At 58.4% G+C, this 24883-nt stretch carries 30 protein-coding genes and 1 tRNA gene; 10 read left to right on the top strand and 21 right to left on the bottom strand.

Annotated features, from left to right (window positions below; translation table 11 throughout):
* The first annotated feature begins 357 nt into the window (after positions 1–357).
* A complete protein-coding gene (locus HU755_RS21120) occupies positions 358–660 on the top strand; it encodes a hypothetical protein (protein WP_186551928.1) in 303 nt (100 codons plus the stop codon).
* Positions 661–950: 290 nt separating this feature from the next.
* Positions 951–1163, top strand: a complete 213-nt coding sequence (locus HU755_RS21115) for a cold-shock protein (protein ID WP_047229330.1) — start codon at positions 951–953, stop codon at positions 1161–1163.
* Positions 1164–1235: 72 nt separating this feature from the next.
* On the opposite strand, the gene HU755_RS21110 is transcribed toward HU755_RS21115, so the two are convergent.
* Both HU755_RS21110 and HU755_RS21105 read right to left on the bottom strand, forming a co-directional pair.
* On the bottom strand, positions 1236–1553 hold the full coding sequence (locus HU755_RS21110; protein WP_186636119.1) for an I78 family peptidase inhibitor: 318 nt from the start codon (positions 1551–1553) through the stop codon (positions 1236–1238).
* A gap of 166 nt (positions 1554–1719) precedes the next feature.
* Positions 1720–2022, bottom strand: a complete 303-nt coding sequence (locus HU755_RS21105) for a hypothetical protein (RefSeq protein WP_186636116.1) — start codon at positions 2020–2022, stop codon at positions 1720–1722.
* 129 nt (positions 2023–2151) lie between these two features.
* Here HU755_RS21105 and HU755_RS21100 point away from each other — a divergent pair, with 129 nt between their 5' ends.
* Entirely contained in the window at positions 2152–2352 is a 201-nt protein-coding gene (locus tag HU755_RS21100; protein ID WP_186636113.1) for a hypothetical protein, read from the top strand.
* A gap of 32 nt (positions 2353–2384) precedes the next feature.
* Here the strand turns inward: HU755_RS21100 and HU755_RS21095 are convergent, their stop codons facing one another.
* From HU755_RS21095 to HU755_RS21060, 8 genes are all read right to left on the bottom strand, one after another.
* A complete protein-coding gene (locus tag HU755_RS21095) occupies positions 2385–3413 on the bottom strand; it encodes a nucleoside hydrolase (protein ID WP_186636110.1) in 1029 nt (342 codons plus the stop codon).
* A gap of 31 nt (positions 3414–3444) precedes the next feature.
* Complete coding sequence (gene rbsD, locus HU755_RS21090; RefSeq protein ID WP_186636107.1) at positions 3445–3849, bottom strand: D-ribose pyranase; 405 nt, start codon at positions 3847–3849, stop codon at positions 3445–3447.
* Positions 3846–4763: a ribokinase gene (gene rbsK / locus HU755_RS21085; RefSeq protein WP_186622509.1), complete on the bottom strand. Its 918-nt coding sequence runs from the start codon at positions 4761–4763 to the stop codon at positions 3846–3848. The genes rbsD and rbsK overlap by 4 nt, the downstream gene beginning before the upstream one ends.
* 24 nt (positions 4764–4787) lie before the next feature.
* On the bottom strand, positions 4788–5807 hold the full coding sequence (locus tag HU755_RS21080; protein ID WP_186551935.1) for a LacI family DNA-binding transcriptional regulator: 1020 nt from the start codon (positions 5805–5807) through the stop codon (positions 4788–4790).
* A 7-nt stretch (positions 5808–5814) separates the two neighbouring features.
* Positions 5815–6792: an ABC transporter permease gene (locus HU755_RS21075; protein ID WP_186622508.1), complete on the bottom strand. Its 978-nt coding sequence runs from the start codon at positions 6790–6792 to the stop codon at positions 5815–5817.
* Positions 6789–8342, bottom strand: a complete 1554-nt coding sequence (locus HU755_RS21070; protein WP_186551937.1) for a sugar ABC transporter ATP-binding protein — start codon at positions 8340–8342, stop codon at positions 6789–6791. Before HU755_RS21070 ends, HU755_RS21075 begins: the two co-directional genes overlap by 4 nt.
* A gap of 57 nt (positions 8343–8399) precedes the next feature.
* Entirely contained in the window at positions 8400–9356 is a 957-nt protein-coding gene (locus HU755_RS21065) for a sugar ABC transporter substrate-binding protein (RefSeq protein ID WP_186551938.1), read from the bottom strand.
* A 199-nt stretch (positions 9357–9555) separates the two neighbouring features.
* Positions 9556–10008, bottom strand: coding sequence for a hypothetical protein (locus HU755_RS21060; RefSeq protein WP_186636104.1), 453 nt, complete (start codon positions 10006–10008; stop codon positions 9556–9558).
* Between the two features lie 348 nt (positions 10009–10356).
* Between HU755_RS21060 and HU755_RS21055 the strand changes: the two genes are divergently transcribed.
* The 3 genes from HU755_RS21055 (at position 10357) to HU755_RS21045 (ending at position 12597) form a co-directional block, all read left to right on the top strand.
* Positions 10357–11445: an asparaginase gene (locus HU755_RS21055; RefSeq protein ID WP_186551940.1), complete on the top strand. Its 1089-nt coding sequence runs from the start codon at positions 10357–10359 to the stop codon at positions 11443–11445.
* A 167-nt stretch (positions 11446–11612) separates the two neighbouring features.
* Complete coding sequence (locus HU755_RS21050; protein WP_158953860.1) at positions 11613–11903, top strand: DUF1654 domain-containing protein; 291 nt, start codon at positions 11613–11615, stop codon at positions 11901–11903.
* A 4-nt stretch (positions 11904–11907) separates the two neighbouring features.
* Positions 11908–12597 carry an endonuclease gene (locus HU755_RS21045; protein ID WP_186636101.1) on the top strand — a complete coding sequence of 230 codons (690 nt, stop codon included), beginning with the start codon at positions 11908–11910 and terminating at the stop codon, positions 12595–12597.
* Between the two features lie 51 nt (positions 12598–12648).
* On the opposite strand, the gene HU755_RS21040 is transcribed toward HU755_RS21045, so the two are convergent.
* The gene (locus HU755_RS21040) at positions 12649–13563 is read right to left on the bottom strand and encodes a siderophore-interacting protein (protein WP_186636098.1); all 915 of its coding nucleotides are present in this window, start codon (positions 13561–13563) and stop codon (positions 12649–12651) included.
* 87 nt (positions 13564–13650) lie between these two features.
* Entirely contained in the window at positions 13651–14013 is a 363-nt protein-coding gene (locus HU755_RS21035; RefSeq protein WP_186636095.1) for an SPOR domain-containing protein, read from the bottom strand.
* Positions 14014–14263: 250 nt separating this feature from the next.
* Between HU755_RS21035 and csrA the strand changes: the two genes are divergently transcribed.
* Complete coding sequence (csrA, locus tag HU755_RS21030) at positions 14264–14458, top strand: carbon storage regulator CsrA (protein ID WP_003179932.1); 195 nt, start codon at positions 14264–14266, stop codon at positions 14456–14458.
* Positions 14459–14677: 219 nt separating this feature from the next.
* On the opposite strand, the gene HU755_RS21025 is transcribed toward csrA, so the two are convergent.
* Together HU755_RS21025 and HU755_RS21020 are read right to left on the bottom strand one after the other, a co-directional pair.
* Positions 14678–15133 carry a DUF2214 family protein gene (locus tag HU755_RS21025; RefSeq protein ID WP_186636092.1) on the bottom strand — a complete coding sequence of 152 codons (456 nt, stop codon included), beginning with the start codon at positions 15131–15133 and terminating at the stop codon, positions 14678–14680.
* Positions 15134–15171: 38 nt separating this feature from the next.
* On the bottom strand, positions 15172–15471 hold the full coding sequence (locus tag HU755_RS21020; protein WP_186636089.1) for a hypothetical protein: 300 nt from the start codon (positions 15469–15471) through the stop codon (positions 15172–15174).
* Between the two features lie 234 nt (positions 15472–15705).
* Here HU755_RS21020 and HU755_RS21015 point away from each other — a divergent pair, with 234 nt between their 5' ends.
* The gene (locus HU755_RS21015) at positions 15706–15867 is read left to right on the top strand and encodes a hypothetical protein (RefSeq protein WP_186636086.1); all 162 of its coding nucleotides are present in this window, start codon (positions 15706–15708) and stop codon (positions 15865–15867) included.
* A gap of 56 nt (positions 15868–15923) precedes the next feature.
* On the opposite strand, the gene HU755_RS21010 is transcribed toward HU755_RS21015, so the two are convergent.
* Together HU755_RS21010 and HU755_RS21005 are read right to left on the bottom strand one after the other, a co-directional pair.
* Positions 15924–16118 (bottom strand): hypothetical protein, encoded by a 195-nt coding sequence (locus HU755_RS21010; protein ID WP_186636083.1) that lies wholly within the window; start codon positions 16116–16118, stop codon positions 15924–15926.
* Positions 16115–16846, bottom strand: a complete 732-nt coding sequence (locus HU755_RS21005) for a zeta toxin family protein (protein WP_186636081.1) — start codon at positions 16844–16846, stop codon at positions 16115–16117. Before HU755_RS21005 ends, HU755_RS21010 begins: the two co-directional genes overlap by 4 nt.
* 57 nt (positions 16847–16903) lie before the next feature.
* Between HU755_RS21005 and HU755_RS21000 the strand changes: the two genes are divergently transcribed.
* Positions 16904–17164, top strand: coding sequence for a hypothetical protein (locus HU755_RS21000; protein ID WP_186636288.1), 261 nt, complete (start codon positions 16904–16906; stop codon positions 17162–17164).
* A 98-nt stretch (positions 17165–17262) separates the two neighbouring features.
* Here HU755_RS21000 and HU755_RS20995 read toward each other — a convergent pair.
* Positions 17263–17339 (bottom strand) — tRNA-Val (locus HU755_RS20995).
* Between the two features lie 182 nt (positions 17340–17521).
* Between HU755_RS20995 and HU755_RS20990 the strand changes: the two genes are divergently transcribed.
* Entirely contained in the window at positions 17522–18805 is a 1284-nt protein-coding gene (locus HU755_RS20990; protein ID WP_186636078.1) for an FAD-binding oxidoreductase, read from the top strand.
* A 55-nt stretch (positions 18806–18860) separates the two neighbouring features.
* Here HU755_RS20990 and HU755_RS20985 read toward each other — a convergent pair whose 3' ends face one another.
* From HU755_RS20985 to HU755_RS20970, 4 genes are read right to left on the bottom strand one after another with little or no spacing between them, the layout of a single operon-like run.
* Positions 18861–19832 (bottom strand): XdhC family protein, encoded by a 972-nt coding sequence (locus HU755_RS20985; protein WP_186636075.1) that lies wholly within the window; start codon positions 19830–19832, stop codon positions 18861–18863.
* 1 nt (position 19833) lies between these two features.
* Positions 19834–21069, bottom strand: coding sequence for a cytochrome c (locus HU755_RS20980; RefSeq protein WP_186636072.1), 1236 nt, complete (start codon positions 21067–21069; stop codon positions 19834–19836).
* A gap of 2 nt (positions 21070–21071) precedes the next feature.
* Positions 21072–21611 carry a (2Fe-2S)-binding protein gene (locus HU755_RS20975; protein ID WP_186636069.1) on the bottom strand — a complete coding sequence of 180 codons (540 nt, stop codon included), beginning with the start codon at positions 21609–21611 and terminating at the stop codon, positions 21072–21074.
* Positions 21604–24435, bottom strand: coding sequence for a xanthine dehydrogenase family protein molybdopterin-binding subunit (locus tag HU755_RS20970; protein ID WP_186636065.1), 2832 nt, complete (start codon positions 24433–24435; stop codon positions 21604–21606). Before HU755_RS20970 ends, HU755_RS20975 begins: the two co-directional genes overlap by 8 nt.
* Between the last annotated feature and the right edge of the window lie 448 nt (positions 24436–24883).

Genomic DNA, 24883 nt, shown 5'->3' with positions numbered 1-24883 from the left:
AGTGGTGACCCCTACCAAAGGTCACGTGGGTTGGGATGAGCCAGTACAAGATCCGATCCAGGCCATTCAATGACGAACGCCTGCCTTACAGCGGCAGGAGCCTTGCGGCCAACCGGAAAACCGAACCAGAGTGACTGGGATTCAAATCGGGAAATAATTCGTACGCCGACCGCACCGGGACTGAAGGTCATCCGACGCGTGAGAACGCTTGAGCCCGGCATGCTAGCACAGATGAACGGTCGCTTACGCCCTGATTTAGCAGAAGGCGGATTGTCCGTTTTTATGCCAGAGTGCTGAACTTGAAAGGCCCTTGCACCCTCAGATAACAAGACATTGACCCACAAGGAGCATCCTCGCATGCGTCTGAAAAGCTTATTCGCCGTCGTCGCCCCCGTCGTTCTGCTGCTGCCACTGAGCGCCCATGCCGACTGGCCGAAGGGCGAGCGCGAGAAGTACATGGCCCAGTGCACCCAGGCGGCCACCCAACAAATCGGCGCTGCCGCCGCGAAATCTCACTGCGCTTGCGGTGCTGATGCCATCAAGTCCTATCCGGCCAGCGATATCCAGGCGCTGATGGACAACAAGGCCACCCCTGAGCTGCAACAGAAAGCCCTTGGCCAGATCGCCAAATGCAAGGCAAATCCCCCAGCGAAAAAGTAAGAAAACCGAGCTTCCTGATCGGCTGAAAGCTGAAAAAAAATGCTGGAAATGAAGGTTTTCAGACGATTTATGCAGGTTTTACAGGTTTTTTTATCGCCTTTACGTTTCGCTGCAGGCCTTTCAAACCGGGGCTTTCAGCAGAAACAGGCGGTAAAGAAAACACGACTGATTGGCAAACAGCACGTCCGGGGGGCTACCAAAGCGAACATTTCGACTATGATACCCGGGTGTGCCCAGTTGGCCTGAGCAGCACAGCACTACTGAAAATATATGTTTCTTGGAGATACACCATGTCTAATCGCCAAACCGGCACCGTTAAATGGTTCAACGATGAAAAAGGCTTCGGCTTCATCACTCCTACAGGTGGCGGTGACGACCTGTTCGTACACTTCAAAGCTATCGAAAGCGACGGTTTCAAAAGCCTGAAAGAAGGCCAGACCGTTTCCTTCGTGGCTGAGAAAGGCCAAAAGGGTATGCAAGCTGCACAGGTTCGCCCAGAGTAATTTCTCGGCGCACTAAAAAAACCCCGTCCCTGTGACGGGGTTTTTTATGCCTGCAACGAAAGCGGTCTACGATCAGCCGCAGTTGACGCGCGTCACCACCAGATTGTTGTCGGTGTTGAGATTCAGCCGATCGGAACGATATTCCAGGGTGATCATATCGGTTGGCTTGAGGAAGCGTGCGTTCTGTGCGCCGGCCTTGGCCCGCGCCTCCTCCAGCAGTTGCGGCGATGCCTTTTTACCAATGGTGAACTCTGCCGCCGTCGCTTCACAGCGGCTGTGACCGGATTCGGATGCCACTGGATCCTTGGCTGACTCGCTGGAGGTCGTGGAGCAACCCGCCAACATGGCAGCAGCCATCAATGCACCCAGTGTCGCGAACTTCAAAGGCATGAAGCCTCCTTGTTTAAAATGGTTAAGCTGAGATCGTGCGACCGCCAATCCGGCGTTTGGTTTCCCGGCGAGTGCCATCACCCTGCCCCACAATCGAAAAACGACGAGTGTGCCTGAGCCTTGCCCGACTCTTTATCAAACAATCGTGACTGAATATTAACGACGCTCAATAAACGTCGATGTAGTCAAACGGTGGATTCGGCCAGTTGTCTTTGAGCGCGTTGTAAATCTGCATCACCCAGACTTCATCGCTGGCAGCGACCTTGCCCACATAGCCCGAGCCCTTCGCCCACGTTTCGAGGCGAAACAGCAGACCGTCGATCTCTTGTCCACCGGTTACGGTGGACAGATAGGCGATGCCACCTTTGGTCACGCGCAACTGGGTGTGCTCGTCATCGCTGGCTGAAGCCAGTAGCTGGCGCACAGCAGCAATTGTCAGGCCATCGGGATCATTCAGATCGATTTGCACAACAGGGTCCTCGGAAAACCGGAAAAGACCAAGTGTCGCATAGCGCTCCGTTCATGCCTAAGTCGCAGTGCCAAATGTCGCGCAAAATGGTTAACTCGAAAACAGACCTCCTGACCTTTCGAGCCTCTCATGACCAGCCTCCACATCGACGCCGCCATTAACGCCAAATGGGCGGACGGACACAGTTCTTACAGCCCCGGCACGACGGAAGAGCTGGCGCTGATCGGTATCGATTTATTGGTCAAGGAGTTGGGTATAAAGGCAGCGCAGCAATTTATCAATCAGGCATTTGAACGATACACGACCGTACAGGCCGAACAGACGCAGTAAAAACCCGCAAGCAACGGCCTGCGGGTACTGGCTTATTTCAGACGTTTCAGGCGCTCGGTCAGCAGATCAAAGAATCCCTGGGCGTCGCCATTCTCGACCCAGAACGCATTCTTCGGCGCTTTCAAACCGTCGTACCAGTCAACGATCGTTTGGCCGAATGTCGGCCCTTCCCGGCTGTCCACGACGACATTGACCGACCGCCCGGTGAACAGCTCAGGCTTGAGCAAATAAGCCACGACCGTCGCGTCGTGCACCGGGCCACCTGGAATACCGTAGTGCTCCATATCGCCCTTGATGTATTCATTGAGTATGCCGCCGACAATCTTGCTCGCATTGTTGTTCAGCGCGGCAATCTGCTTCAGGCGTGCGTCACTGGTGAGGATCTTGTGCGTCACGTCCAGCGGCAGATACGTCAGCTTCACGCCACTCTTGAGCACCACCTCAGCCGCCTGCGGATCAGCGAACAGGTTGAATTCGGCCACGGGGGTGATGTTGCCGCCGTTGAAATGCGCGCCGCCCATGATCACCACTTCCTTGATGCCCTGGACGATCTCGGGCTCCTGGATCAGCGCCAGTGCCAGGTTGGTTTGCGGGCCGAGCATGGCAATAGTGATGCTGTGTGGTTTGGCGCCTTTGAGCGTATCGATCAAATAGTTGACGGCACTGCCTTGCGCGAGGCCTTTTTTCGGTTCGTGAACCGTGACACCCGACAAACCTTCCTTGCCATGAATGTTCTCGGCATAGATCGGCGTGCGCATCAGCGGCTTCGGCGCGCCAGCGTAAACCGGCACGTCTTCGCGCCCCGCCCACTCCCGCGCCAGGCGCGCGTTGCGCGAAGTCTTGTCGAGGCGCACGTTGCCAGCCACGGTGGTCAACGCACGAATATTCAGCTCGTCGGGCGAGGCCAGGGCGAACAGCAAGGCGACCACGTCGTCAGCGCCCGGATCGGTATCGATGATCAAGTCGATTTTTTCCGCCGCCTGAGCGCCGGTCGCGGTTATCACGGACAAAAGCAGCAGGCTCCGGATCAGGTGATGGATTTTTTCAGCATAGCGTTGCATGGCGCATTCCTTGTGCAGTTGAAAATCGAAATCAGAATGTAACCCCGGCGACCAGCACGATGTTGCAGTACGGCTGACATTCGCCTGTACGAATAATCGCCCGTGCCTGTCGGCTGAGCACTTTGAACTGCTCGTGAGTGAGCAAATCGCGACGTCCCAGCGCACCTTCGGCATTCAATGCCTCCAGCGTAGCCAGCGCCGTCGGCTGCTTGTCGAAGATCTCCCTGGCCAGCGCATGGCTCTCGACCTGCATCTCGCTGAGCACGACCTTCAGCGTGCTGACGAAATCCGGGACCCCATGCGTCAGGGCCAGATCGATCAGTTCGACTCCCGGCGGCACCGGCAACCCGGCGTCGCCGATGACCACCCTGTCGCCATGGCCCAAAGAGGCGATCAGGCGCGATAGCGCGATGTTCAGCAGAGGTGTTTTCTTCATGCGGGTTTAAACCCCTGAACGTCGGATAAACGTGGGATGGACGGTTGCGCACCTGCGCGAGTGACCGACAGCGCGGCGGCGATTTGTCCGTAGCGGATAGCTTCGGCCTCGGAACTGCCAGCCGCGAGCGCAGCGGCAAAACCACCAACAAAGGTGTCGCCAGCCGCCGTGGTATCGACCGCCTTCACTTTCGGCGCGGGAAAATGCTCGAAGCCCTTGCCGTTGGCGAACAGCGAGCCCTCGGCACCGAGGGTGACGATGACCTTGCTCGCGCCCATGGCGAGCAGGTGGCTGGCAGCCTTTTCAGCGGTTTGCAGCGAGTCGACCGGCAGGCCGCTCAACGCGGCCGCTTCACTCTCGTTGGGAATCAGATAATCGATGGCGGCAAACCAGTCTGCCGGCAGTGGTCGGCTGGCCGGTGCCGGATTGAGAATCACCGTCTTGCCCAGTGCACGTGCGCGCTTGAGCGCATGCCCCACCGTGGCATCCGGGATTTCCAACTGGCAGATCACCACATCGGCGTCCTGCAACACCGCATCGAACCGGTCAATCACCGCGGGCGTCATCGCTGCGTTGGCGCCGGCAACAATTACGATAGCGTTCTGACTGTTGTCATCGACCACGATCAGCGCCACGCCACTGGAACCCTCGACAACGCTAACGGCCTGGCAATCGATCTGCTCGGCCAGCAGCGCATCACGCAACTGCACACCGTAATCGTCAGAGCCGACGCAACCGACCATCGCCACTTGCGCCCCGAGGCGCGCCGCGGCCACGGCCTGGTTGGCGCCCTTGCCACCGGACACGGTGGCGAAAGAGTGACCGATCAGCGTTTCACCGCCTGTCGGCAGCCGTGGCGCCCGGGTGACCAGGTCCATGTTCAAGCTGCCTATTACCACTACATTTGCTGGCATACATCACTACTCGTCAATTCGGTTTCAGCGGTATTCGGTGAACACGCCGGACTGCGGCGCAGTGGATTCGCGCAAGACAATACTCGGGGTCACGATCCGCTGATCAGTGCCCAGATTCGGCGTAGCAATCCTTCGTAACAAGACTTCAGCGGCCATTTCCCCCAGTTGCAGGATCGACTGGCCAACTGTGGTCAGCGCCGGATAAACGTAGCGGCTCATCTGGATGTCGTCGAAGCCGATCACTGACAGCTCGGCCGGTACCCGCACGTTACGTTCGGCCGCCGCGCGTAACACGCCGATGCCGATCATGTCGTTACCGGCAAAAATCGCACTGGGCGGATTGCTTTCAAGCAGCCGGGCCGCGGCGTTGTAACCGCCGGTGCTGGTAAAGTCGCTCTCCAGCATGCGCTCCGCGCGCGCCTCGATGCCTGCCTCTTTCAGCGCTCGGCAATATCCGGCCTGACGCATTTGCGCCACGCTGGTACTCGCCGGACCACCAATAGTGGCGATGTCGCGGTGGCCTAACTCGAGCAGGTGACGTGTCGCCAGATAAGCGCCGTACTCGTGGTCGATGCGCACCAGATCGGCATTCACACCTTCCAGGCCACGGTCGACAATCACCATCGGCGTCTTCACGCCCGCCAGCCCCTCCGCCAGGCTACTGTCACCGCCGGCGGAGGCAACGATCAGACCGTCGATGCGCTTTTCCAGCAACACGCGTAAATAGCTGCGCTGTTTTTCCGGGTTGTCGTCGGAGTTGCAGAGGATCACGCAGTAGCCGTTTCGCTCGCAATAATCCTCGATGCCCCGTGCCAGTTCGGCGAAGTACGGGTTGAGACTGTTGGGCACCAGCAAGCCGATGGTGGCAGTGGTCTTGGCTTTCAGCGAACGCGCCACCGCGCTGGGCACATAATCGAGACTCTTGATCGCGGCTTCGACTTTCAAACGCACTTCCTGACTGACCGGCCGGGTGTTGTTCACCACGTGGGACACGGTCGTGTAGGAAATGCCTGCGAGTGCCGCTACATCCTTGATCGTTGCCATCGTTATCTCAGCTCCGTCGACTGGCGCGTTGACTGCGATAAGTGTCGAGCACCACCGCAATCACGATCACCGCACCCGTGATGATGCGCTTGGTCGGTTCGGTCGCACCGATCTGGGCAAGCCCTGCCGCCAGCACGGAAATAATCAACACGCCGAAGAATGTACTGATCACCGAGCCGCGCCCGCCCATCAGGCTAGTGCCGCCGATTACCACAGCAGCAATCACTTGCAGTTCCAGGCCGGAACCGGCATTCGGGTCGGCCGCTTCCAGTCGGGAAATCTGAAACAGCGCAGCGATCCCGGCCAGCAGACCCATCAGGCTGAACACCAGAATTTTGTAGGGTTTCGGATTGATCCCGGCCAGGCGTACCGCCTCTTCGTTGGTGCCGATGCCGATCAGGTAGCGGCCGAACACCGTGCGGGTCAAAACGGCCTGGGCGATGAAAATCACCAGCAAGGCAATGATGAATGACGGCGAGATGCCGAAAGCGATCGGGTTCGACAGCCAGGCAAATGCATCGCCAATGTACGCAGTCCGCGACCCGGTCATCTGATAGGCCACGCCCCGGGCCATTTCCAGCACACCCAGGGACACGATGAATGACGGGATCCGCCAGGCCACGGTGATCGAGCCGGTGATCGTACCGGCCAGCGCCGCAACCGCCATGCCGAGCAACGCAGCTGGCAATACGCTCCAGCCCCAACCGAGAATGGCAACGCTGACCGTCGACGCCGCCAGTGCCAGCACCGAACCCACCGACAGGTCGATACCGCCAATGATCAGCACGAAGGTCATACCGACCGCCAGCACCATCAAGTCGGGAATCTGATTGGCCAGCGTGCTGAAGGTGTTATAGGACAAAAAGTGGCTGCTCAACATCGAGAACAGCGCGACCATTGCCAGCAAGGCACCGGCCAGGCCGAGATAAGTGCCCAGGCCGTAGAAATTGCCACTACGTTTGCCGGCAGGAGATGCAGTTTTCATGGGAGATCCCTAGGCGCCGCTTCGTTGAGCAACGCATCACGTTTCTGGTAGCCGGCGAACGCGGCGGCAAGCAAATCATCCTGGGTCCAGCTATCGCGCTCGAAAGTGTCGATCAGGCGCCCTGCCGACAGCACGCCGATCCGGTCGCAGATCAGCATCAGCTCACGCAAGTCACTGGAAACCACCACCAGCGCTTTGCCCTGGCGAGTCAATTCACCGAGCAAAGCATAAATGTCGAACTTGGCACCGACGTCGATGCCGCGGGTAGGCTCATCGAACAGCAGCACCGAACAATCGCGCTCCAGCCAGCGACCAATCACCACTTTCTGTTGATTACCGCCCGACAGCTCCGACACCAGTTGTGTCGGGCTGGAACTGCGGATACGCATGGCATCAATCTGACGCTGTGCCAAAGAGATTTCGTCGCCGTTATTGACGAACCCGCCACTGGAAATTTCCGGCATGTTGCCCAGCGCGATATTGGCGCTGATCGACTGGCTGAGCAGCAAGCCCTCGCCCTTGCGATCCTCGGTGATCAAGGCAATACCGTGGCGCACCGCGTCGACCGGCGACCGCACACTGACCACCTGAGCCGGCGAACCGAGCGCGATGCTGCCGCTATCGGCAGTATCAGCGCCGAAGATCAACCGCAGCAGCTCGGTACGCCCTGCCCCGATCAGTCCGGAAATACCGAAGATTTCTCCGGCACGCACTTCAAAGGACACATCGCGCACCTTGTCCGAGCGGGTCAGGCCCTTGACCGTCAGCGCCGCGGCGCCAATCTTGCGCGGCCCCATGTCGATGTGCTCGCCCAGTTCGCGACCGACCATCAGCGTGACCAGTTGCTCGCTGTTGTAATTGGCCATCGGCTCGACGCAGACCAGATTGCCGTCGCGCAACACGGCAATCCGCTGAGCGACGCGGGCCAGTTCTTCGAGGCGGTGGGAAATATAAATGATGGAAACACCGCGAGCCTGCAGACGAGTGATCTGTTCGAAGAGCATTTCGACTTCGCGCGCGGTGAGCATCGCGGTCGGCTCGTCGAGGATCAGCACATGGCAGTCACCGATCAGGTTGCGCGCAATTTCGACCATCTGCTGATGACCGATGCCCAACTCGCCGACCAGCGTGTCCGGATCAATCGCGTCGAGACCGACTTGCGCCATGGCTTCGATAGCGGCCTTGCGCAATTGCTTGCGACTGATCCAGCCGCCGTGACTCGGCAGGTTATCGAGAAACAGGTTCTCCGCCACCGACAACGTCGGCAACAGATTGAGTTCCTGCATGACCATGCGCACGCCGAGGTCTTCGGCCTGGGTACGGCTGCCAGGGCAGTATTCTTTGCCCTGGAATTCCATGCGGCCAGTGGTCGGGGTGACCAGGCCACCGATGATCTTCGAGAGGGTGCTTTTGCCAGCGCCATTCTCGCCGGTCAGCGCCAACACTTCACCACGCATCAGCGTCAGATCGATGCCGCTGAGCACCGGTTGCGCATAAGTCTTACCGATACCGCTGACCGAGAGGACAGCGTTCGGGGCGGAAACTGACATAAAAAACTCTCCATGCGCTCGCCCGGACGGACGAGCGCCGTTGTGTCGCCAGAAGACTTATTGGGTAACCAGTTCGACCGGCGTTTCGATCACGCCATTGGCAGCGCCGTCGACTTTCTCGCCCTTGATGATTTTCAGCGCGGTCTCGATGCCGAATACAGCTTGTCTGGCGGCGAACTGATCAGCCGTCGCCAACACGCGACCGTCCTTCAACATCGGTTTGATGGCGTTGATGTTGTCGTAGCCGACCACTTTCACCTGACCGGCCTTGCCAGCGGCACGCACCGCGGAAACGGCACCGACCGCCATGCTGTCATTGCCAGCCAGCAGCGCCTTGATCTGCGGGTACTCGCTGAGCATGGAAGAGGCAACCTGATTGCCCTTGTTGATTTCCCAGTCACCGGACTGCAGCGACACCACCTTGATCTGCGCCGCGTCCATCGCGTCCTTGAAGCCGGCCGTGCGTGCCTGGGCATTGGTCGTGGTGGAGACACCTTCGATGATGCCGACCTCGTCGCCCGCCTTCAGTTGCTTGGCCAGGTATTCGCCTACCAGACGTGCGCCCTTGCGGTTGTCCGGCCCTACGAATGGCACGCTGATATTCTTGCTTTTGACGATGGCAGGATCGAGCTGGTTGTCGATGTTGATGACCGTGATGCCGGCATCAACGGCTTTCTTGATGACGGGCACCATGGCCTTGGAGTCGGCGGGCGCGATGACCAGCGCATCGACTTTCGAGACGATCATCTGCTCGACGATACGGATCTGGTTCGCGGTATCGGTTTCGTCCTTGATGCCGTTGGAAATCAGGTCGAAATCGGCAGCGTGTTCTTTCTGGTAAGCCTTGGCGCCGTCTTCCATGGTCAGGAAGAATTCGTTGGCGAGCGACTTCATGACCAGCGCGACCTTGGGTTTTTCAGGGGATTCGGCGAATGCCGACGAGACGGGTAGTGCGGCGGCTGTGGCAGCCAGCATAGCGACAGCAAGAAGACGTCCAGCGAATGGCAGCTTCATGGGTTCACTCCGATCTTATGATTATTGTGAGCAACGCTCGCGCTGGCGTAAGCTTCATCGCTTCTCCCGGCCTTACCGCGCCGCATGAGTCGCGCAAACGTTTGCGTAGACCGAACTATGCGAATCCCGCCGACATTTGTCAACAATCACAAATCGTCATTTATTGTAGGGCGAATCGTCCGACCCGCCCTTTCGCTGCTTACACCGTGGTGCTGACAAAATTACCGCTGGTAGTGCTCTTGGACATTTCCTTGACCAGCGAACCGGCCACTTCCGCCAGCGCTGCGCTGGTCTGTGCGATCTGCCCCTGAATGGCCATGAGCGCCTGCGACTTTGCCTCCGGCGTCGGATAGCTGCGGGCCTGAGCGGCCGCCAGTTGCTGCTGCTGTTCCTGCAACTGCTTTTGCAGTTCCTGCATCCGCTTCAGCAGCATCTTGACGGTGACGCCCAGGTTATCGCCGCTTTCAGCCTTGCTGTCTGCTGGTGCAGCAGGACCACCACCGGTTCTGACCTGCGTGCCGTCAGCCTTCTCGGTGCCAGACGCCTCGGCAGAAGCATCCGCTTGCTCCTGATTCATTGTGTTGATCGTTGCCGCGGTCTTGCCGCCGATCGTGACAGCGCCAGGATTTGTAAAACCGACCGTCAGTGACATGGGAACTCCCTACGTTTTAGTTTCCTTGAACACCCATCGGCCCGAACGAATGTTTCTTTAGCAGAAAGACGCAAATCGGCAATCCGCATAACCGGACAGAACCGGTAGTCCCTTTCGGAGAGCCGAACAGGAAGACGCGCAGTGTTCGGAAACCCGGATAACCGACTCACTCCGCAATTTGAAGATTTATAAAATATTGATGCAAATCATCGAGTTAAACATTTTTACGGCGCAAAGTACGAGTGGTACAGATCCTGCTCCGTTCATTGCACCCCAGCCTCCAGATCGGCTCGGGGCGCATCTAGATGAACCTGCATCAGCACCGTCTCACTACTAGAGAGAAAAATAATGAAATCTGCTTTCAACACTTTGGTTCCGGGCGCTTTGGCCCTCCTCCTGCTCCTGCCCACCGCCCTTCAGGCAAAAGAAGTCGAAACCCAGACCAAGCTCGCTAACGTCGTGGTACTTGCCACTGGCGGCACCATCGCCGGTGCCGGTGCGAGCGCCGCCAACAGCGCCACCTATCAAGCCGCCAAGGTCGGCGTTGAACAACTGATCGCCGGCATTCCCGAGCTGAGCAAGCTGGCCAATGTACGTGGCGAACAAGTCATGCAGATTGCCTCCGAAAGCATCACCAACGAAAACCTGCTGCAGCTGGGTCGTCGCGTGGCCGAACTGGCCGACAGCAAAGATGTCGACGGCATCGTCATCACCCACGGCACCGACACCCTGGAAGAAACCGCTTACTTCCTGAACCTGGTCGAGAAAACCGACAAGCCGATCATCGTGGTCGGCTCGATGCGTCCGGGTACCGCCATGTCTGCCGACGGCATGCTCAACCTGTACAACGCCGTGGCCGTGGCCAGCAGCAAAGAAGCTCGCGGCAAAGGCGTGCTGGTGACCATGAACGATGAGATCCAGTCCGGTCGCGACGTCAGCAAAACGATCAACATCAAGACCGAAGCGTTCAAAAGCGCGTGGGGCCCGATGGGCATGGTCGTTGAAGGCAAATCCTACTGGTTCCGCTTGCCAGCCAAGCGCCATACCATGGATTCGGAATTCGACATCAAAACCATCAAAAGCCTGCCGGACGTAGAAATCGCCTACTCCTATGGCAACGTCAGCGATACCGCCTACAAGGCCCTCGCGCAATCCGGCGCCAAGGCGATCATCCATGCCGGCACCGGCAACGGCTCGGTGTCTTCCCGCGTTGTCCCGGCCCTGCAAGCGCTGCGCAAGGATGGCGTGCAAATCATTCGTTCGTCCCACGTCAACGCTGGCGGCTTTGTCCTGCGTAACGCCGAACAACCAGATGACAAGTATGACTGGGTGGTCGCGCACGACCTGAACCCGCAAAAAGCCCGCATCCTGGCGATGGTCGCACTGACCAAAACCAACGACAGCAAAGAGCTGCAACGGATGTTCTGGGAATACTGATTGCCCCTCGCCCGATCCAGTCTGGACCGGGCATTCGATTCATCACTCGCCTGATCGGCGGGTGATGCCTCGTCCAGCATCTTTCCTACAAAAAACTCGACGCGCCCTACACCAAAATCTGAAAACCGCTGTCAGAGGATTTTCTTGAAATTTAAGCAGTTGCGAAAATGCTTACAGTTAAATACTGTATGCACGTACAGCTTAATAAGGATAACCTCGTGGCCACCTCTCCTGATGCTCCTGACGCTTACGAACGCATGGGCATGCGCGTTCAGAAAATCATCAACTCCCCCACCGCACAGAAAGCCAAAGCCGCACTGATCTTCCGCCTGCCAGACGAGCCGATGGACCAGTGGGAGCGTCTGCTTGAGGAAATCGACGAGAACGACAACGTCACCCTCGCCTACCGCGACGACGGTGGCGTGCAGATTTTTTGGGTTGTGCCGAAGGAAGATTGATTCAATGATTGTCCGCTGTTTTGCTCTACTGCTGCTGTTCGTCACCATGGGCGCCCATGCTGGCGCCCCCCGCACATTCACTGAAGCCAAGAAGGTCGCCTGGACACTGTACGCACCGCAGTCCACCGAGTTTTACTGCGGCTGCAAATACACCGGCAACAGAGTCGACTTGAAGGCGTGTGGTTACGTTCCGCGCAAGAACGCCAAACGCGCGTCTCGTATCGAATGGGAGCACATCGTGCCGGCCTGGCAAATCGGCCATCAGCGCCAATGCTGGCAAGAAGGCGGGCGTAAAAACTGCACACGCTACGACCCGACCTATCAGAAAGCCGAAGCGGATTTGCACAACCTGGTACCGAGCATCGGCGAGGTCAACGGTGACCGCAGCAACTTCAGCTTCGGCTGGCTGCCAGTGCAGTCCGGCCAGTACGGCTCATGCCTGACCCAAGTCGACTTCAAGGCAAAGAAGGTCATGCCCCGCCCGTCGATTCGCGGAATGATCGCGCGCACCTATTTCTACATGAGCAAGCAATACGGCTTGCGCCTGTCGAAACAGGATCGGCGCTTGTACGAAGCATGGGACAAGACCTACCCGGTGCAGGACTGGGAGCGTCAGCGCAATCAAAGCGTGGCGTGCGTGATGGGACGAGGCAACGAGTTCGTCGGCCCGGTTAATCTGAAAGCTTGCGGCTGATCAATCGCGACAAAAAAAAGGGCCTCGAACAGAAATGTTCGAGGCCCTTTTTTACGCCTGAACACCAGGCTTGGTGTCGCGCCAATAGCCCATCAGGTTAAGCGCTTCGCGGGGAATGCCGCACTCCTTGATCAAGTACCTGCGCAGATTCATGACCGCGGCACTTTCTCCAGCGATCCAGCCATAGAAGCCTTCACTGGCCGTCTCGGCAACTTCCCAGAGAATGTCTTTATCGATATCGACCTCAGCCAGCTCTACCGCCTGCCCCGCAGCTGGCTGCACGGGCAGGACTGCATGGCGCACGGCATCCACCATCAGCGCACCGGCAACCACCGCATCGGCTTGATCGCGAATCAGCCATTGTACTGAGAGCCCCGGCCAGTCCGGCACGACGAGCATGTCTTGCGCGCTATCGACTTCGAAGAACGCCTGCGTTTGCGGTGGCTTCGCGAGGGCGGCCAACTCATCGAGAATCCCCATGGCCGCCGGCAATGCCGTCGCATCCGCGACAATCAGCAACTGCGTGAGCGTTTTTGGGGGCTTCCATTCAAACCCACCGGTTTCTTTCGCTGAAAATTGCTTGTCAGGCGCAAGAATCTGCATCGAGTCCCCTGGCTGCGCTCGCAACGCCCAACGCGATGCCGGACCGGTTTCCCCATGCAATACAAAATCGATATCCACCTCCCCCTGTTCGGCACGCAGATGCCGGATGGTGTAAGTGCGCATCGCGGGACGACGATCCGCAAGCATCGACTTGAATCGAGCGTACCAACCATCTTCCCGGACAAGCTTTGAGTGCGTGCCGTCAGCGGCGGGAAAAAACAGCTTTACTCGTTGGTCCGGTGCCCACGTTGCCATTTCGGTGACTGGCGGCCCCGTCAGCGTGAGCCGCATCATGTGCGGACTCAATTGCGTTTTGCGGTGCAAGGTGACATCGAACAGCCTGTAAGGATTGGCGGAAGCCATCGGGCGCTCCTTGTGGAAATCATCAGCGACTCCCTTGAAAACGAATCGCGCCGGATCGCCTTTAGGCAACTCCGCCGAATGGCATGCTTACGGCGCGATCGGATGCTCGACCAACACCGATTCAATGTTCTGCTTTTTGGCTTTCACCAAAGCCGCATCCACCTGCACCTTTCGCGCTTCAGCTTCAGCCCTGGAATTGAACGGACCGATGAGAATCCGCGTCTTGCCGCTGCTGTCCTTGATAACGGTCGGGACGAAAGCATGCTCGATCAACCAGCCACTCAGATCGCTGACGGCCTGAGGGGTTTCGCCACGCACTTCGAGATCCCACTGCGGCGCCGACGCCACTGCCGGCGCAACCGCCGCTTTTGGTTTTTGCTCCTCTACAGGCTTGCCTTCACCACACCCTGCCAATGCCAGTGCCGCGACCAACCAGACCAATTTGCGCACAACGCTTTCCTCGGAATTCTCAAAGCGGCGATCTTAACATTCATAAATACTTCGCGAGCCCCGCAAAATGGGCACAAAACAACGAGATTGATGATTGCAGCCTCTGTATAGTTACGCCCTGGGAATTAATGCCGCTTCTGCGCGTCAGAAAGAGGCACCCAAACCGTGAGACTTCGCACTAATCTATACGTACCACCGACTTCTGCACTGTCTGAATCAGGTGCCCTACAAAGCAATCAAGGAGAAGACCATGCTGATACTCACCCGCAAAGTCGGTGAAAGCATAAACATCGGTGATGACATCACCATCACCATTCTGGGCGTCAGCGGGCAACAGGTCCGCATCGGTATCAACGCTCCGAAAAATGTTGCCGTGCACCGTGAAGAAATCTATCAGCGCATCCAGGCTGGCCTGACCGCCCCGGACAAGCCACAGACGCCCTGAGCCACCCGCAGTCAGTAGCCAGTTCGTGTGCCTGCGCGCAATGACTGGCTAAAGATTCACGCGCCGTTTTGCCATCCGCTCCCCACTCCACTGGGTACGGCGCTTGAAACACCGGAACACTTCGTTACGCCTCCCCTCCTCTCTTGCCGCACGATACTACCTGCCATTCCTGTCACTGACTGTCGGACGTTTCCGATAGCGCACGGGGAATTCGCGCTCCTAACCCAACGAGATGCCCCGCGCCATACCCGTGGCCGCGATGACCATGAGCGCCAGCAGCAGCGCTTCGACGTGACTGAGACGCGCAAACAACCTTGCTCGCCCGGTATCAAGCACCGCTCCCCGCGCCTTGCCGATCCGCCATTTGATCAATGTAATCATCGGTGCAAGCTCAATTAGCAGAATCAGTACAAACAGCGTCATCTTCAGATGAAACAGCGGCTGATGAAGGTAATAGTCAGCACCCTTTTCGTAGCCACCAAAGGCTCGCATCCCGCCGGTGATGAGCAAGATCAGCGCCGACACTCCCCAGAGATTATCGGCCAGCAAAACCCGCCCGACCTCTCCCGTACCGGCCGCCAGACGACTGAACGCCGCACCACGCGTCAGCACGGCCCAGAAGCCCAAGGCAAAAGCCAGAAGATGCACAGCGGCGAGGAACCAGTGACTCAGCATCGCTACCCCCAATCGGCAATCGTTAGAAAATCGGCCAGTCAGTAGTAGTCGAAAAAACCGCGACGTGCCGCGGCATATCGCCGGGTGTCGCGAGACAGCGAAGAAAAAACGAGGGGGCGGGAGAAGCCAAATCGCAGGCAAAAAAAATCCCAAGCAGCTGATGGAAGCTTGGGATTTAAAAATGCATAAACCGTGGTGGTGAACGCGGGACGGATGTTACTTAAATTCACAACCCTCAACAAGGCTTTTTGGATAACCGGTCGGTTAAAAAAACTCGTAACCTGTTCAATATCCGACAGATTTACGTTTTTCTCGGCATCAACGCCTTGCGCCCGCACTGAATCCTGAGCTACCTGGAGCGGACCACAATCGTGGAGGCAAGCATGTCACCGAGGCGCTTACGCGAACCAAAGAAGATAAAGATCCAGTCCAGAATATTTAAAACGGTGTACTGATAGTCCGCATAAAGGATTGGTAGAGATTGCAGTCCAGATGGCTGCGCTCGTCGATCAGGCCGCCGATATGCGCCAGTATGGTGCTGATGGAAAGGTCCCAAGCCAACACCGAAGTGTATGTCCATATCAAGCCGTGCAAAAGAATGCTTCGCCCACGCGATTGCTGTTATCGAGAAGCTAACCAGAGCAGTGGCGAAGGTAAGGCTTAAGGAGTCGGATCTGATGCTGCTGGAGCGCATCGCCGGCATGATCGAGAAGGCCAACGCCCCCAAGCTTTGAGCCAGACGCAAAAAAGCCCGGCAACTGCAGGCCGGGCCTTGGTGGTAGATACAGAATTATTTACATTTTGCAGCCATAAATTCGCCAGATTTCGTCGAGAGGATCACATCCTTCTGCTCGTCAATGGCCGCACGAGCCGCCATGTGATAAATCTCTCGCCTTTCTTCCGCAGACCCGTGGCGGAAAAAATCAGACATGGTCGACGAACCATGAAGTTTCGTCGAAGCGCCTGTTGCCTTTTCGCCTTTCATGGGGATTCTCCGTTCAAAATACGTTCAAGCTCGCTGGGATCATAGGGCTGGTTGACGAACCCGTCAATTTCGTCAGCCGAAAGGTTAATGCCAATATCGCCGTTCTCCCCATCGTTATCCTTGATAATCACATCCACTTGCAACGCATCCTGAAACTCATGCTTGAGCGTACAGACAGAGACCTTTGCGGCATAGAATTGCCTAACAAACTCAGGGCACGGAATACTCCTTCCATCTCTCCTCTCTCTCGCAAGCACGAATTCCCAAGCAAGTTCAGGACGCTGATAGACATAGATTATTTGGGCGGACCTGTTTTCTTTATCAAGAGCTCGCGAGATATTTCGGCGCGCCACATCGAGATTCGCAAGAGTCCCATCCAGCAGGAACGATTGACGCTGCTGATAAACTAGATCCAGGGCTCCCTCGACAATAGTCGTTACTCCACGCTGAAAGAGCCTGGAGTTCCACCCTGTGTATTCATCGAAATAGACTCTAAAATCGTCAGGATCGATTCGTAACGCTTTCGACCCGCCGACCTGCATCATTCCAATAAATGCCCTGGACACCTCAGTTTTCCCTGCGCCTGGCGACCCAGCCATGAACACAGAGACGGGGTACTCATCGCTCGGATAGGTCTCCAAACAGGCCAACTCCCGGGCAATACGGGTTCGGTTTTGCTTCGCAAACATCACAGCACGCTCAGAAACTGCTTGCTCTTCCTGGGTCATGGCTCATCCCTCTAAGGGGCTGGACTTTAACACCTCTGTCCTGCGTAAGTTCGGCGCATGGCCGTAATGCTGTTCACTTACCTGACCCACTACTCGACGAAAGCCCGCAAGCGGTCGCAGCTCGATGCCAAGCTTCACTGGAACGCCGTCACGCCCGACTACCTGACCAAGTCATTTGCCCAGGTGCGGGACTCCCCCCAGGAATACATCCAGGCGCTGCTGGGCCACGCGGATGAGAAGATGACGAAGCACTACCAGGAGGGACACGGCGACAAGACGATCGACTATGTTGAGGTGAGCGCCGAACTGGCGTTCTGAGGTGGAAGTTTTGCAAAAGTCTTGCAAATCGCAGACAACAAAAAAGGGCCCACCTTTCGGTGAGCCCTTCCAGACCGCCCAGCAGAGCGGATTTTGTTTGGTAGGCGCGATTGGACTCGAACCAACGACCCCCACCATGTCAAGGTGGTGCTCTAACCAACTGAGCTACGTGCCTGCTGTGAGGCGGCATTCTACGGAATTCCGTAGGGGTGTCAACACCTTTTTTTCACCTAACCCTATGAATATGCAAAATATTTAATTTCAGCGTGCCGACAGAGATTTTCAGTGGCTGGCGGAGGTTTTTCAACTCGGGTAGGATCGGCGCACTCGTAAAATATATTAAACAGAGGCTGCAGGATGGCGAACACCCCTTACCCAGAGTCTTATTATGCGGCGTCGGCCAATCCCGCACCGCCACGCCCTGTCCTGCAGGACGATGTGGAGACGGATGTCTGCGTGATCGGCGCCGGGTATACCGGGCTGTCCTCTGCCCTCTTTCTGCTGGAGAGCGGTTTTCGCGTGACGGTACTGGAAGCGGCCAGGGTCGGTTTCGGTGCCTCGGGGCGCAATGGCGGGCAGATCGTTAATAGCTATAGCCGTGATATTGATGTGATCGAGCGCAGCGTTGGCCCTCGGCAGGCGCAGATGCTTGGGCAGATGGCTTTCGAAGGCGGCCGGATCATTCGTGAACGCGTGTCCACGTACAACATCCAGTGCGATTTGAAGGACGGCGGCGTGTTCGCCGCCCTGACGGCGAAGCAGATGGGCCATCTGGAATCGCAAAAGCGCCTTTGGGAGCGTTTCGGCCATAGCCAACTCGAACTGCTCGATCAGCACCGGATCCGCGAAGTCGTGGCTTGCGATCAGTATGTTGGCGGCATGCTCGACATGAGCGGCGGCCACATCCATCCGCTGAACCTGGCGCTCGGCGAAGCGGCTGCTGTCGAATCCCTCGGTGGCACTATTTATGAGCAGTCGCCTGCGGTGCGCATCGAGCGCGGCGCCAATCCGGTCGTGCACACCCCGCAAGGCAAGGTCAGGGCGAAATTCATTATCGTTGCCGGCAACGCCTACCTCGGCAATCTGGTGCCGGAACTGGCCGCCAAATCGATGCCCTGCGGCACGCAGGTGATCGCCACGCAACCGCTGGGCGATGAGCTGGCAAAGACCCTGTTGCCGCAGGATTACTGCGTCGAAGACTGCAATTACTTGCTCGATTACTACCGCCTGACGGCTGACAAACGCCTGATCTTCGGAGGCGGCGTGGTGTACGGCGCGCGGGACCCGGCGAATATCGAAGCGATCATTCGCCCGAAAATGCTCAAGGCCTTTCCGCAACTCAAGGATGTAAAAATTGATTACGCCTGGACGGGCAACTTCCTGCTGACCTTGTCGCGCTTGCCGCAGGTTGGGCGTCTGGGTGACAACATCTATTACTCGCAGGGCTGCAGCGGCCACGGCGTGACTTATACGCACCTGGCCGGCAAGGTGCTGGCCGAGGCTTTGCGTGGGCAGGCTGAGCGTTTCGATGCGTTCGCTGATCTGCCGCACTACCCGTTCCCGGGCGGGCAATTGCTGCGTACCCCATTTGCGGCGATGGGGGCCTGGTATTACGGGTTGCGTGACAAGCTCGGGTTCTGATCAGTGCTGTGGTGAGGGATTTATTCCCTCACCACAGGGTTTGGGTAACGGCGGCCTATAGCTGATCCCGAGCAATCCCTCTGCGAATCCGCAGAATATCCGCCAGCACCGCCAAGGCAATTTCTGCCGGTGTCTTGCTGCCAAGATTAAGACCGATCGGCGCATGAATCCGCGCCAGTTCCGCCTCACTCAAACCACCAATGCGCCGCAAACGCTCGAAACGCTTCTGCGAGGTCTGCTGCGATCCCATCACGCCGATGTAGAACGCGTCAGTGCGCACCGCTTCCATCATCGCCAGATCGTCGATGCGCGGATCGTGGGTCAGTGCCACCACCGCCGTGTCGCGATGACATCCGCCATCGGCAACAAACACCGATGGCAATTGCCGACGGATTTCCACGCCGTCGAGCACCACACCTTCTAGCACCTCGTCGCGCGGATCGCAGAGAATCACTTCAAACCCGAGCCCAAGCGCAAACTCGGCGCACGCCTGCGCCACACTGGAATAGCCGGCGAGCAACAAGCGCTGCGCTGCGCCAACACGAATGCGTACCCGATCGTTTTCGCGCGCAATCCGCGCACCCTGCTCGCCATCAGCGAACAGACTGCGCGCACCATTGACCAGATCGATCTGGCGAATCAAGCGACGCTGCCCCAACAGCGCCGATTGCAATTCTCGCAAGTGCATCTGCACCGCGCAGTCGGCGTCGAGTTTCTCGACCAGCACATCGAGAATGCCGCCACACGGCAGGCTGACCCGCGAGCGCGGATCCTCGCCGGCGCCGTAACGCACGATGCTGACCGGATCGAGAAACGCACCTTCGGCGACGCGCTCGAGAAAATCCTCTTCGACGCAGCCACCGGACAGCGAACCGATCCACTGTCCGCCATCGTTCACCGCCAGCAGCGATCCTGGCGCACGCGGTGCCGAACCGTAAGTCGTCAGTACCGTGCACAACCAAATGCGCCGCCCCGCTGCCGACCACTCCAGCGCTCGCCGCACCACTTGCAGATCAAGATGCTGCATGTCAGTGCGCCTTGTGCTCGATCGACGGCGCATCCGCTTGCAGCTTCTGCACTTCGCTCACCGCCAGTTCAGCGGGTTGCCCACCCCAGCCTTGGCGCAGGTAATTGAGCAGATCGGTCAATTGCTCCGGGCTGAGTTTGTCGGCGAAGCCAGGCATCGGCTGCATGTGTTCAAAGCCGGAGAACTTCTGCTCGCCGATACCATCTTCGATGACGCGCAACAGATTGCGTGGGTCGTCCAGACGCAACGTGGTGTTGCCACGCATGGCCACCGCGATATGCGGTTTGCCTTCGCCACCGACCGCGTGGCATCCGGCGCAGACGTTCAAATATTCCTGACGACCGCGCTGGGCACTGACGCCAAGCTTCTCTGCCGGTACCTCAACAAGCGCTTGGGCCACTGGCGGTTTGTCGCCGAGCAAGAACGTCGCCATCGCCGCCAGATCGGCATCGTCGAGGCCTTGCGTGCTGTTGTGGAACACCGGGAACATCTCGTTGAACATCGTCCCTTGCGCGCTCATGCCGTGTTTAAGGAAGGTGCTCAGATCCTCCTGGTTCCAGCCACGAGCCGCCAAGTCGGTGGCCAGCAGACTCGGCGCCAGATAACCATTGAGAATGCCGCCGGTCATGCGTTTGTCCAGTTGCATCGCGCCGGGCAGGCCGCGCGGGGTGTGGCATTCACCGCAGTGGCCGAGCACATCGACCATGTACTGGCCACGCTTCCACGCTTGGCTTTTACCTTCGGCTGGCTCCAGCTTGAGGTCTTTGCCGTACAGCATGTTCCAGCCGGTCAGGCCCAGACGGACATTGAATGGAAAGCTGAGGCCGGTCACCGGTGCAGCACGTTCGATCGGCTCGATAGTTTTCAGGTACGCGTGAATCGCATCGGAGTCGGCGCGCGGCATCAGGTGATACGAGGTATACGGCATCGCCGGATACAGGTTCGCACCATCCCGCCGCTTGCCCTCGGTCAGCGCGGCAAAGAACTCGTCGTCGTTATACAAACCGATGCCATGTTCCTTGCTCGGCGTGATGTTGGTGCCGTAGATCGTGCCGAACGGCGACACGATCGGCAGGCCGCCCGCATAAGGCGCGCCACCCGGCGCGGTGTGACAGGCCATGCAGTCGGCGGCGCGGGCGAGGTACTCGCCGCGCTTGACCTGATCGTCGGCATGAGCAGACAGCAGCGGCGCAGCCAGCCCGAGCGCCAGGGTCAGGCGGGTCAGTAACAGCTTCATGCTCAACCCTCCTTGACCAAACCGAGATCGGTCAGCACGTTGCGGGTAGCGTTGTAGTAACGCACGTACCCAGTGCAACGGCAGACGTGGTGGCCGAGGCTGTCCTCGATGACCTGTTCGAGCTGGCTTTTGACGATTGGCTGGCGTTGCAGCTTTTCAACCAGCACCGTCGCGGCGTTGACGAAGCCTGGCGCGCAGTAGCTGCACTGGAAGGCGAACTCATCGACGAAGCGCTGCTGGATCGGGTTCAGCGCGGTGACCTGACCCTGCTCGTCGCGGGTCGCATGGCCTTCAATCGTGCGAACCTTCTTGCCCTCGAAGTAATGCGCGCCGGTGATGCAGGTGCGCACTTCTTCGCTGGTGCCGTCGGGGTTATCGACGATCACCACACAGGCATGACAGATGCCTTGGCCGCAGCCCAGGCGCGAACCGGTGAGGTTTTTGTATTCGTGCAGATAGTCGATCATCGGCAGGTCATCAGGGATGTCCACCGGGCCGACGGATTGACCGTTGAGAGTCAGTTGAAGCGGACGGTTAGCCATTGAGGGCCTCCTTGATGCGCGCAGCAGTGATGGGCAGATCGCGAACACGTTTACCGATGGCATGGGCCACGGCGTTACCGATGGCACCGACAATCGGGATCATCACCACCTCGGCGATGCCTTTGGACGGATCGCTTGGCGACAGCGGCGGCAGAATTTCCGCGGTCTGTTTCCACACCGCAACGTGGCGCGCCATCGGCAAACGGTAACGGTTGAAGTTCCAGTCACCCTCCCCCGGCCCGCCTTCGTACAACGGCATTTCTTCCATCAGCGCGTGACCAATTCCCATGGCGATACCGCCTTCGAGCTGGCCCTTGACCAACTCTTCAACCAACACACGCCCGCACTCGACCCATGAATGGTGGTTGAGTACTTCAACTTGCGCCGAGCCTTTGTTGACTTTGAGTTCGACCAGCGTGGCGACCGGGCTGTAGTAAGTCACTGCTGCGTTGTTCAGCTGAACCACCGGGTAGTTGACGTTCTGGCGATCAAGCAAGTGGAAACCGGCACTGTTCATCTGCGCCTTTTTCGCTCGTGGCGCACCCTCACCGTACTTCACCGCAAGACCGTCCAGCGGCAGCCGCTCGCGCACGCCGTCGATGCTGTATTCAGCCTCGGCCCAGCTCCAGCGGTTGAAACCGTGCACCGTGGCAGCTGTCACCAGACCGCGTTCGTGGGCACGCTTGGCCAGCTCCTCGAAACTCAGTGGCTGCATACCGTTGGCGGTCAGTTTGCCGTCAACCCAATGCGCATCTTCGCGACGCACCACGTAAGGGTTGGCCTGACCGCCATACGGGCCCTGACGCCAGATCTCTAGCGCTGCCGGCCACAGGCCGTGATTGAACAGTACGCGCGCGGCTTCCCGCGTGGCGTGACTAAAGTAGTAAGCCGAGTTGGTCGCCGACGACGCCGACGCCAATTTGCCGACCCAGCGCGGGTTGCGCAGCAACTTGTCTTGCTCGGCCTGACTCATGATGTAAGGGTTGCCGCTGGTGATCAGCTGCATCTCCTTCCATTCGGTTTCGCCGGTCTTCACTTCGTGCGCCGGGCTGCCGAGGAAATCTGCCACGACCAAGGCTTGCGAGGTGGACATTCCGGTGCCGATCTCGATACCGATGTGGCGCAAGGTGATGCGCCCGTCGGCGGTGAACTCGATGCTGGCCATCGGTGCTTCGGAACCGGTACCGAAGTCTTTCTGGCAGATGGCGAAGCCGACGCCATACCAGTTGTCCGGGTCAGCCGCTTCGCGCTGCTGCTTGATCGCGTCGCGATTCTTCCAGACTTCGTGGACTGCGGCCTTGTCGAGAATCTCGTGCAGGCGCAGCGCACCGGCCGGGATCGCGCCCTGGGTATTTTTCATCCCCGAACGCAGGGCGTTCTTGCGGCGTAAATCGATCGCGTCGACACCCAGGCGATTGGCAATTTCGTCAACCATCATCTCGGTCGACGCCATGCTCTGCAGAGTGCCGTAGCCGCGCATCGAACCCGCTTCTACCGCCCGCGAGTGATACGCGGTGACCTGCAGATCATTCTGCGGCATGTAGTAGATCGACTGCGCCGCAGTGGCGCCAACCGCGGCCACCGACGGGCTGTAGTTGATCCGGCCACCGCCGTCGACGCTCATCTCGGCGCGGAAGATCTTGAAGGTGTAGTCGTTCTTGTCCACGGCCAATTGGTAGCGGATGTCGAACGGGTGGCGCTTGATGCCGCTCTGGAACTGCTCGTAGCGATCATTGGCCAGACGCACCGGCACACCGTCGCCATACAGCGCAGCGAGGGCTGCGTAGTAGACGAAAATGTTGTGGTCTTTGGAGCCGTAACCGACGGTGTAACCTGGGTGCAGGTTCAGATTGGCGAGGCCGAAGTGCGACGGCGCGATCATTTTCGCGGTATCGGTCGCCACTTCCAGCGGGCACTGAGTCGCCACCACAAAATGCAGGGTCTTGGTTTTCGGGTCGTACCAGCCGTTGCCGTTGTCCGGCTCCAGTGCCGCCGGTTCGATCGATGGCGTCTTGTAGCGCTCATCGAACACCAGCCAGTTGTCTGGCGGGGTATCGATCTGTTTCTTCATCCGTTCGGCGTAGAACAGACCACGCTCGGTCAGGTTGCCGTGCAGGTTCGGCTGGGAATTCCACACCGGCCGGCGGTTTTTCAGCATCGGGAACAGGATCGAGTCCTTGAGGCTGGCGAACTCGTCTTCGTCTGCCGAGGTCGGGCCGCCGACGCGCACATAGCGGAAGCTGCCGTAGGGATCGCCTTCGTAGAACGGCACTTTGGCGCCGTAACGAATCGCCTTGTCATTGAACTTGAGCTGGTTCTTGGCCTGGCGAAAGCGCTCGAAATCATTCCAGATCAGGATCGCCACCGGGTGACCAATGAACATCGGCACCTGGCCTTGCGGCAGCAACGGATCGGGGGCGTGTTCTTCGGGGAAGACGATACCGTCCTTGTCCAGGTCGGCGGCGGTGACGATGCGGTCCGGCTGCAGATCGGCGCCGAGCCACGACAAGTCGTAGCCGTCATAGATGCGGTCGGCCTTGATGGTTTTCAGCAGCATGGCGTGACCTTGCTGCTGCGGCCAGCCCGGCATGTCCTTGGCACGGATGTCGCGGGCAAACACTTTGGCCCCGCAGACCTTGGACAAGGCATCGTTACGCTGCCGCGCCTTGCCGTTGTTGCCGAGCCACTGCTCGGAGGGCACGGTCACGCTGTTTTCCATCAAGGCAGCCAGCGCCTGACTGCTGAGCGGTGTCAGCGTGACGCTCACACCCGCCACCAGCCCGCCCTGAAGGAACGAGCGCCGGGATATTTCACGGTTGGACATGGATCATCCTCTGGGCGGTTATGGGTCCGCCCTTTTGGTTATGTACTGGGAATCTCGAGTCGTGCAGAAGCCCTTTCTGGCGAAGCAAAGAGCTGTGTTGACAGTGCAAAGCTGACCGAAAGGTTAACTTTAAAGGTTTCTGAGGCCGCAGCAAACAACCCGTTACGAAAACCTGACTAAATAATCAAAAAATCAATGCGACGTGGCATCGCACCATGTGATTTGAAATCAGATCCCTGTAGGAGTGAGCCTGCTCGCGATAGCAGTATTCCAGTCGCCGATGTTCGTGACTGACAAACCGCTATCGCGAGCAGGCTTACTCCTACAGGACTTGTGCAGAAGTTTCGAGAAAGAAAGAGGAATAGCCAAATTTCAGATCGAGTAGGAGGCGGATTTACATCCGCCGTCCTCTCACACCACCGTACGTACGGTTCCGTATACGGCGGTT

The organism is Pseudomonas sp. SWRI111, assembly GCF_014268555.1.
GTDB lineage: Bacteria > Pseudomonadota > Gammaproteobacteria > Pseudomonadales > Pseudomonadaceae > Aquipseudomonas > Aquipseudomonas hamedanensis.
Note: the sequence above shows the minus strand (reverse complement) of the source record. Positions and strands in the feature narration are given on the sequence as shown.